Below are 6297 nucleotides of genomic sequence, written 5' to 3'. Positions count from 1 at the left end.
TAGGAATTACAACTTTATTAGGCTGGTTTGTCTTGGCTTCGCTGATGGTAAATGAAGCAAGAAGCATTATTGAGAATTTCGTAGAAGCTGGGTTAAACGTACCTAATGTGTTAATCAACGGATTGGAAGTCGCAGACAAAATTATTAACAAAGAAAATGATCAGGAGGAAAAGTAATGACATCATACGAATTTGAAAAAGTAGCAAAAAATGCAGTTGTCAAAATAATGAAAGAAAAATATGATATTGAATTAACACTGCAGGAATTAGATTTTGTGTGGTTTGCGCATGAGTTAGGGTATAAAAAATGTACGTTATATGCTAAAAAACTGGGTCATTATTATCCTGAAGTAACTTATAACAGAGATAAAGATGAATTGTATGTAGATATTTATTTAAAGCAATCGAATACATGCATTCCGTCAAAATGCTTTAATATGGAGGTAGAATAATATGCAATTTAAAGAAGCGTTTGAAGAAATGAAAAAAGGAAAAAAAGTAAAATATCCTAATTGGGGTGGTTATTGGTATTGGGATCATATCAAAGGTACTATCATGATGCATACTTTTGACAATCAAGAAGTAGATTTGTTTGACAGTCAACGAAAAGAATACACACTAGGATATTTAGCTGGTGATGGTTTTGAAATTGTACAGGAGGAAAAGTAAAATGAAAAAATTATTTATTAGTCAGCCTATGAGAAATAAAACTGATGAAGAAATCTTAAAGGAAAGAGAACACGCAATTAAAGAGGCTGAAAACTGTTTAGAAACAAAAATAGAGGTCATTGATTCATTCTTTCAAAATGCTCCTGCTGATGCAAAACCGCTATGGTTTTTAGGCAAATCATTAGAATTGCTTTCAGGCGCTGATATTGCTTATTTTGCAAAAGGATGGGAAGATGCAAGAGGATGCCGCATTGAACATGAATGTGCTCTTGAATATGGAATTAGAATTATTGATAAATAAAATGGAGGATAATTAAAAATGAATAACGTAGAAACTGTTTTGAATATTGCTAGAGGGTGGATTGGATTAAACGAAGCTGATGGCTCACATAAGGAAATTATCGATATTTATAATGCACATACTCCACTAGCAAGAGGTTATAAAGTGAAATACACAGACTCTTGGTGTGCGGTTTTCGTGTCTGCTGTTGCTATCAAAGCAAACGCAACTGATGTTATTCCACTGGAATGTGGAGCAGAGCAAATGGTTAAATTATTCAAAAACATGGGAGCCTGGCAAGAAGATAGTAATTATATTCCAAAACCTGGTGATGTTATCTTCTATGATTGGGATGGCAAAGATACTTGGAGTGATCATGTTGGTTATGTTGAAAGCGTAAGTGGCAATAATATTACTGCTATCGAAGGTAATAAAAGTGATGCAGTTGGGAGAAGAACAATTGCTATTGGTTCTCAATCTATTCGTGGATATGGTATTGTTAATTATGATGGTACTTCAGCAAATGCAACACCTAATCAGCCAACTACTAATACTGCTAGCGGTACAAGCGTAAACTACAAAGTAAAGGTAAATACTCCTAGCGGTGTCAACTGTCGTGCTGAGCCAAACGTTAGTGGTAAGAAAATTACCGCCTATGCAAATGGTACTGTTTTAACTGTATCTAAAGAAAACAACGGATGGTTATATGTCAACGGTACAGGATGGGTAAGCGGTGAATACTGCACCAAAGTAACTGGTGGATCTAATGCAACAGGTAAAGCAACTGGAACTTATGAAGTCCGTGTAGACAGTGCTCTTGTTGTTAGAAGCGGTCCAGGTACTAACTATTCTCGAAAATCTAAAAGCCAGTTAACTAAAGATGGCCAAAAGCATTCAAATGCAAACGGTGGTCTGTTGAATGGTACCCGTGTAACGGTAAGCGAATGGAATGGCAACTGGGCCAAAATCCCTAGCGGATGGGTATCAGGTGATTACTTAGTTAAGGTATAGTTTATGGCACTAAAAACAAAAAGAGCGATAGTATCTCTGATATCGTTGTCTTTATTGATCAATATTGTGTTAGGTATTTATACCGCTCAATTAAAAAGGAATTACAATGCTAAAATAAAGGCATATTCCGATGAAATTCAGGACCTTAACGGTGATCTCGACTATTATGAGGAACAGTACTATAAATATTACGAATTATCCGAAGAGTTAGAAAATCAAATGGGAGTGCATTATGATCATTAGATTAAAAGAAGATGCTGAAACAATCGAAGGCAAGAAGCTTTCGATTGATCAGCAATACTGGTTAATATTGGATGGGAGGTTCATCAGTATTATTGAAGATAGAAATCACAAGCAGTATTATGTAAATAACAAATACATTGAAAAAGAATAAGTCTATGATAAAATTGAATTAAAAAATAAGACCCAGGGTAGGTAGCTAAATGCTAAGCGTACTGTAAGTACGTTGCCTCCTGGGCTTTCTTTATTTCTATATATAATAAGGATAGGAAAAACATGATAAAATGCAGTAAAATGTACTCCGTAAGTAACAAATAAGTAACAAACCGGCTAAACTCCGCATTCCTGCGTCAATTAATTTCCATATCTTGGAAATGACAAAAAACTCCGGTGTTAGCCGAAGTTTAAAGATTAAATACGATGTTCTGGATAATCGTCAAGATTTAACAATGAAGCAGCATCCTGATCACAAATGATTGTGAAATTAGGATGTAATTTTAAAATTGTTGATGGCAATTCATCACTAATTGGACTATCTAACATTTTCTTTAAGATTTCTGCTTTGTGTTTACCATTAACGATCATTACTAAATGTTTAACACGCATTAAGCTTTTAGGACCCATTGATAAAGTAAATGGTAAATCAGCTTTTGGCGGATAGGTTGGATTGGCTTTATTTTTAGTAGCTCGATCCATGATATAAGTATAACTATCCATTGGTGTACAGCGTGGGCAGTTACTGCAGAAATGACCATCCCAGCCAAGTCCAATCAACATTACATCTAAATCACCAGCTTCACGAATTTGCCAGTCATAAGTTTCCCAATTTTCCATTGTTGTAGTATGGATTTGTGTGTCAGGAATATTCGCATCATCAAAGAATAATTTGTGCATTTCATCCCAGTTAGGTCCATAAGTTTGGTTTTGGTATGGAGCTTCATCAAATAAATAGTATTGAACATTTGCAAACTGCTTTTTGTCTTTGACGATTGGGGCCATCATCTTATAAAGTGTTTTTGGTGATTCACCAGCAGTTAGTGAAATGTTAACCCGTTTGTCTTGCATCATCGCTCCAAGAAGAATGTGCAAAGCACTTTCACTCATTTCTTTTTCTGTTTTTTCAACAATTAATTTCATAAAAATAACCTCCACATTGATTTATTGTCATTGAGGAGATAACACTTACACACTTGTAATTATAGTAATAAAAAAAGTAAAGTCAACAATAAAAAAGCTCTTTATTAAAGCAATTTTTTTAAGAGAAATTAGCCTATTTTCTTATTTTAATATATTAAATATTTTATTTTCAAGTTATTTCTAAAAAATGGAAATAGATTCAAAGATTTGGAAATTTAATGAAAAAAAATTACACATTTACTATACTTGCAAGTAAAGAAAGGGGAGATAGTTATGAATTTTATGGACAAGTTTAATGAACTTGCCAATCGCACTCTGGTTCCAATTGCCAATAAATTGGGGAACCAAAAACATTTAGCAGCGATTCGTGATGGTATGGTAGTTGCGATTCCGTTATCTATCTTAGGTGGGGTATGTTTGGTTATTTCAACACCACCATTTACACCAGATACATTACCAGATTGGGGCTTCTTTAGTGATATTTTAATGGGCTGGTATAACTGGGCACAAACATATAAGGCAGTGTTGCAAGTACCTTATAACATGACAATGGCATTGATGGGATTGTTTGTTACTTTCTCTATTTCATATCATTTAGCGAAAAGATATGAAATGCCAGGTTTAAATGCTGCATGTGTAACCACTGCTGTATTTTTGATCATGTCAGCACCTTCACTTTCAGCAGTACCAAGCAGTTTGATAACTGATGGTGCCAGTGCTGCAGATTTATTAGCGCAAGCGGGAACATATATTCCAACTACATATTTAGACGCTAAAGGTATTTTTACTGGAATATTATGTTCGATTGGATGCGTTGAGATTATGCGGGCGTTATTAAAGAAAAATATTCGGTTCAAAATGCCCGAAGGTGTACCACCTGCAATTACATCATCATTTGATGCAATTATTCCTTTATTTACATGTGTAATTGTATTCTATGGGGCATCTTTAGTTATTCAAAATTTAAGTGGGGATCTATTACCAAGTATGCTGATGACAATTTTAGCACCAGCAGTATCAGGGTTAGATTCATTAGTTGGAATTTGCTTAATTACAATTATTGCTCAAGTATTCTGGTTCTTTGGATTACATGGAGCCAGCATTACCCAACCAATCAGACTTCCATTTATGCAAATGTATTTAGTAGCTAATATTACTGCATTTACTGAAGGAAGTACAATTGTTCATTTCTTTACACAGCCATTCTGGTCTTATGTAATTACCTTGGGTGGTGGCGGAGCTACTTTAGGACTTTGCTTATTATTAGTACGCTCTAAATCAAAAGAATTAAGGACGTTGGGTCGTTTGTCAATTGGACCAGCAATCTTTAATATTAATGAACCAATTATCTTTGGGTTACCAATGGTATTAAATCCTTTGATGATGATTCCATTTATTTTTGTACCAGTAGTAAATTCAATTATTGCTTATACTTTAATGGCGTTAAATATAGTTGGTAAAGGGGTTATTGAAACGCCATGGACAACACCAGCACCAATTGGGGCAGCACTTGGATGCATGGATATTAAAGCAGGAATAATGGTAATTGGTTTGATCTTATTGGATATGATTTTATATTATCCATTTGTTAAATTGACAGAAAAACAAAAGCTTTTAGAAGAAGCTGGAGAATCTAATTAATATCAATTGAGCTGATAAACACTTACATACCTAAACAATTGAATATTTAAAAGCAAGATTAATTCTTATCTTGCTTTTTTGCTTGTAGTCCTTTTAACATGAATAAATCTAGTTAAGGTAGAATAAATAAGGTATAATAGGCTTGAAAGGACTGATGGAAATGAAAAAAATCCCAATTGGAATAACAGAGTATCGAAGATTAAAAGAAGATAATTACTATCATATTGATAAATCATTAATGATCGAAGAATTTCTATCAACTGGTGCTCAGGTAACATTAATAACTAGACCACGGAGATTTGGAAAGACCTTAAATATGTCAATGATGGCAGAGTTTTTTGATATCACCAAAGATTCTAAAGAACTATTTAAAGATACTAAGATTATGGAAACTGAATATTGTTCATATTTAAATCAGTATCCAACTGTATTTGTTTCCTTCGCCAATGCCAAAGGAAGTAAAAAGGTAGTAGTTAGGCAAATAAAAAGAGCATTAAAAAAAGAGTATAAAAGATATAATTCTTTATTTAATAATATGAACATATTTGAACAAAGCGACTATGATTTAATTATAAATGCTCTTTTAAACGATGATGAAAAGTTGGATGATTTAACAGATGCATTATCATTTTTAATGGAACAGTTAGAAAAATACTATCATAAACGGGTAATGGTCTTTATTGATGAATATGATACCCCGTTTATCGAAGCTCATGTAGGTAAATTCTATGATGAAATAAGAAACGATTTAGCCTTAATGCTTCATAATGCCTTAAAAACTTCAGATAGCATAGAATATGCTATGCTTACTGGAATTCAAAGAGTAGCCAAGGAAAATATCTTCAGTGATTTAAATAATCCACTTGTATGTACTGTTACTGAAGAATCATATAGTCAGTATTTTGGTTTTAATGAAGATGAAGTAAAAGAACTATTAAGCTATTATGGACTAGAATTAAATGAGCAGGTCAAAGAAATGTATGACGGTTATCATATTGGCGATAATGAAATCTATAATCCCTGGTCATTAATTAACTATGCCAAAAGTAGAAAATTAGAACCCTACTGGGTCAATACCAGCGCCAATAATATGATAAGATATGCCCTGGAAAAAGCTAAACATGACTTTTTCAAAGAATATGAAGAATTAATTGAAAAGGGATATTTAGATACCTGGGTAGTACTGGAAACAAGTTTTTATGAAGTATCAACTACACCATGTTTATGGGGATTATTTATTAATGCCGGATATTTAACGATCGTCGAAACAATGGATGAAACTAGTGGCTATTATAAGATTAAAGTACCCAATAAAGAAGT

At 33.4% G+C, this 6297-nt stretch carries 9 protein-coding genes; 8 read left to right on the top strand and 1 reads right to left on the bottom strand.

Annotated features, from left to right (window positions below; genetic code table 11):
- The 6 genes from J7M77_RS09385 to J7M77_RS09360 all read left to right on the top strand — a co-directional run.
- Window positions 1–176, top strand: a 176-nt coding sequence (locus J7M77_RS09385) for a phage holin family protein (protein ID WP_296877825.1), incomplete at its 5' end; no start/stop codon positions are given.
- Window positions 176–451, top strand: a complete 276-nt coding sequence (locus J7M77_RS09380) for a DUF6275 family protein (RefSeq protein ID WP_296877823.1) — start codon at window positions 176–178, stop codon at window positions 449–451. The genes J7M77_RS09385 and J7M77_RS09380, both read left to right, overlap by 1 nt.
- Window position 452: 1 nt before the next feature.
- Window positions 453–668 carry a hypothetical protein gene (locus tag J7M77_RS09375; RefSeq protein ID WP_296877822.1) on the top strand — a complete coding sequence of 72 codons (216 nt, stop codon included), beginning with the start codon at window positions 453–455 and terminating at the stop codon, window positions 666–668.
- Between the two features lies 1 nt (window position 669).
- Complete coding sequence (locus tag J7M77_RS09370) at window positions 670–969, top strand: hypothetical protein (RefSeq protein ID WP_296877820.1); 300 nt, start codon at window positions 670–672, stop codon at window positions 967–969.
- An 18-nt stretch (window positions 970–987) separates the two neighbouring features.
- The gene (locus J7M77_RS09365) at window positions 988–1959 is read left to right on the top strand and encodes an SH3 domain-containing protein (RefSeq protein WP_296877817.1); all 972 of its coding nucleotides are present in this window, start codon (window positions 988–990) and stop codon (window positions 1957–1959) included.
- A 232-nt stretch (window positions 1960–2191) separates the two neighbouring features.
- Window positions 2192–2353: a hypothetical protein gene (locus tag J7M77_RS09360; RefSeq protein WP_296877815.1), complete on the top strand. Its 162-nt coding sequence runs from the start codon at window positions 2192–2194 to the stop codon at window positions 2351–2353.
- Window positions 2354–2610: 257 nt separating this feature from the next.
- Here J7M77_RS09360 and J7M77_RS09355 read toward each other — a convergent pair whose 3' ends face one another.
- Window positions 2611–3336, bottom strand: a complete 726-nt coding sequence (locus J7M77_RS09355) for a 6-phosphogluconolactonase (protein ID WP_296877813.1) — start codon at window positions 3334–3336, stop codon at window positions 2611–2613.
- 273 nt (window positions 3337–3609) lie between these two features.
- On the opposite strand from J7M77_RS09355, the gene J7M77_RS09350 reads away from it, so the two are divergent.
- Complete coding sequence (locus J7M77_RS09350; protein WP_296877811.1) at window positions 3610–4977, top strand: PTS transporter subunit EIIC; 1368 nt, start codon at window positions 3610–3612, stop codon at window positions 4975–4977.
- A gap of 160 nt (window positions 4978–5137) precedes the next feature.
- The coding region (locus J7M77_RS09345; RefSeq protein ID WP_296877809.1) for an AAA family ATPase at window positions 5138–6297 on the top strand (1160 nt) is incomplete at its 3' end.

This window comes from Thomasclavelia sp. (assembly GCF_017889095.1).
Lineage (GTDB): Bacteria > Bacillota_I > Bacilli_A > Erysipelotrichales > Coprobacillaceae > Thomasclavelia.
Note: the sequence above shows the minus strand (reverse complement) of the source record. Positions and strands in the feature narration are given on the sequence as shown.

Excerpts from the sequence above, each read along its gene's own strand:
- J7M77_RS09355 (WP_296877813.1), bottom strand. The coding sequence starts at position 3,336 with ATGAAATTAATTGTTGAAAAAACAGAAAAAGAAATGAGTGAAAGTGCT.
- J7M77_RS09350 (WP_296877811.1), top strand. The coding sequence starts at position 3,610 with ATGAATTTTATGGACAAGTTTAATGAACTTGCCAATCGCACTCTGGTT.
- J7M77_RS09365 (WP_296877817.1), top strand. The coding sequence starts at position 988 with ATGAATAACGTAGAAACTGTTTTGAATATTGCTAGAGGGTGGATTGGA.
- J7M77_RS09370 (WP_296877820.1), top strand. The coding sequence starts at position 670 with ATGAAAAAATTATTTATTAGTCAGCCTATGAGAAATAAAACTGATGAA.
- J7M77_RS09380 (WP_296877823.1), top strand. The coding sequence starts at position 176 with ATGACATCATACGAATTTGAAAAAGTAGCAAAAAATGCAGTTGTCAAA.
- J7M77_RS09375 (WP_296877822.1), top strand. The coding sequence starts at position 453 with ATGCAATTTAAAGAAGCGTTTGAAGAAATGAAAAAAGGAAAAAAAGTA.
- J7M77_RS09360 (WP_296877815.1), top strand. The coding sequence starts at position 2,192 with ATGATCATTAGATTAAAAGAAGATGCTGAAACAATCGAAGGCAAGAAG.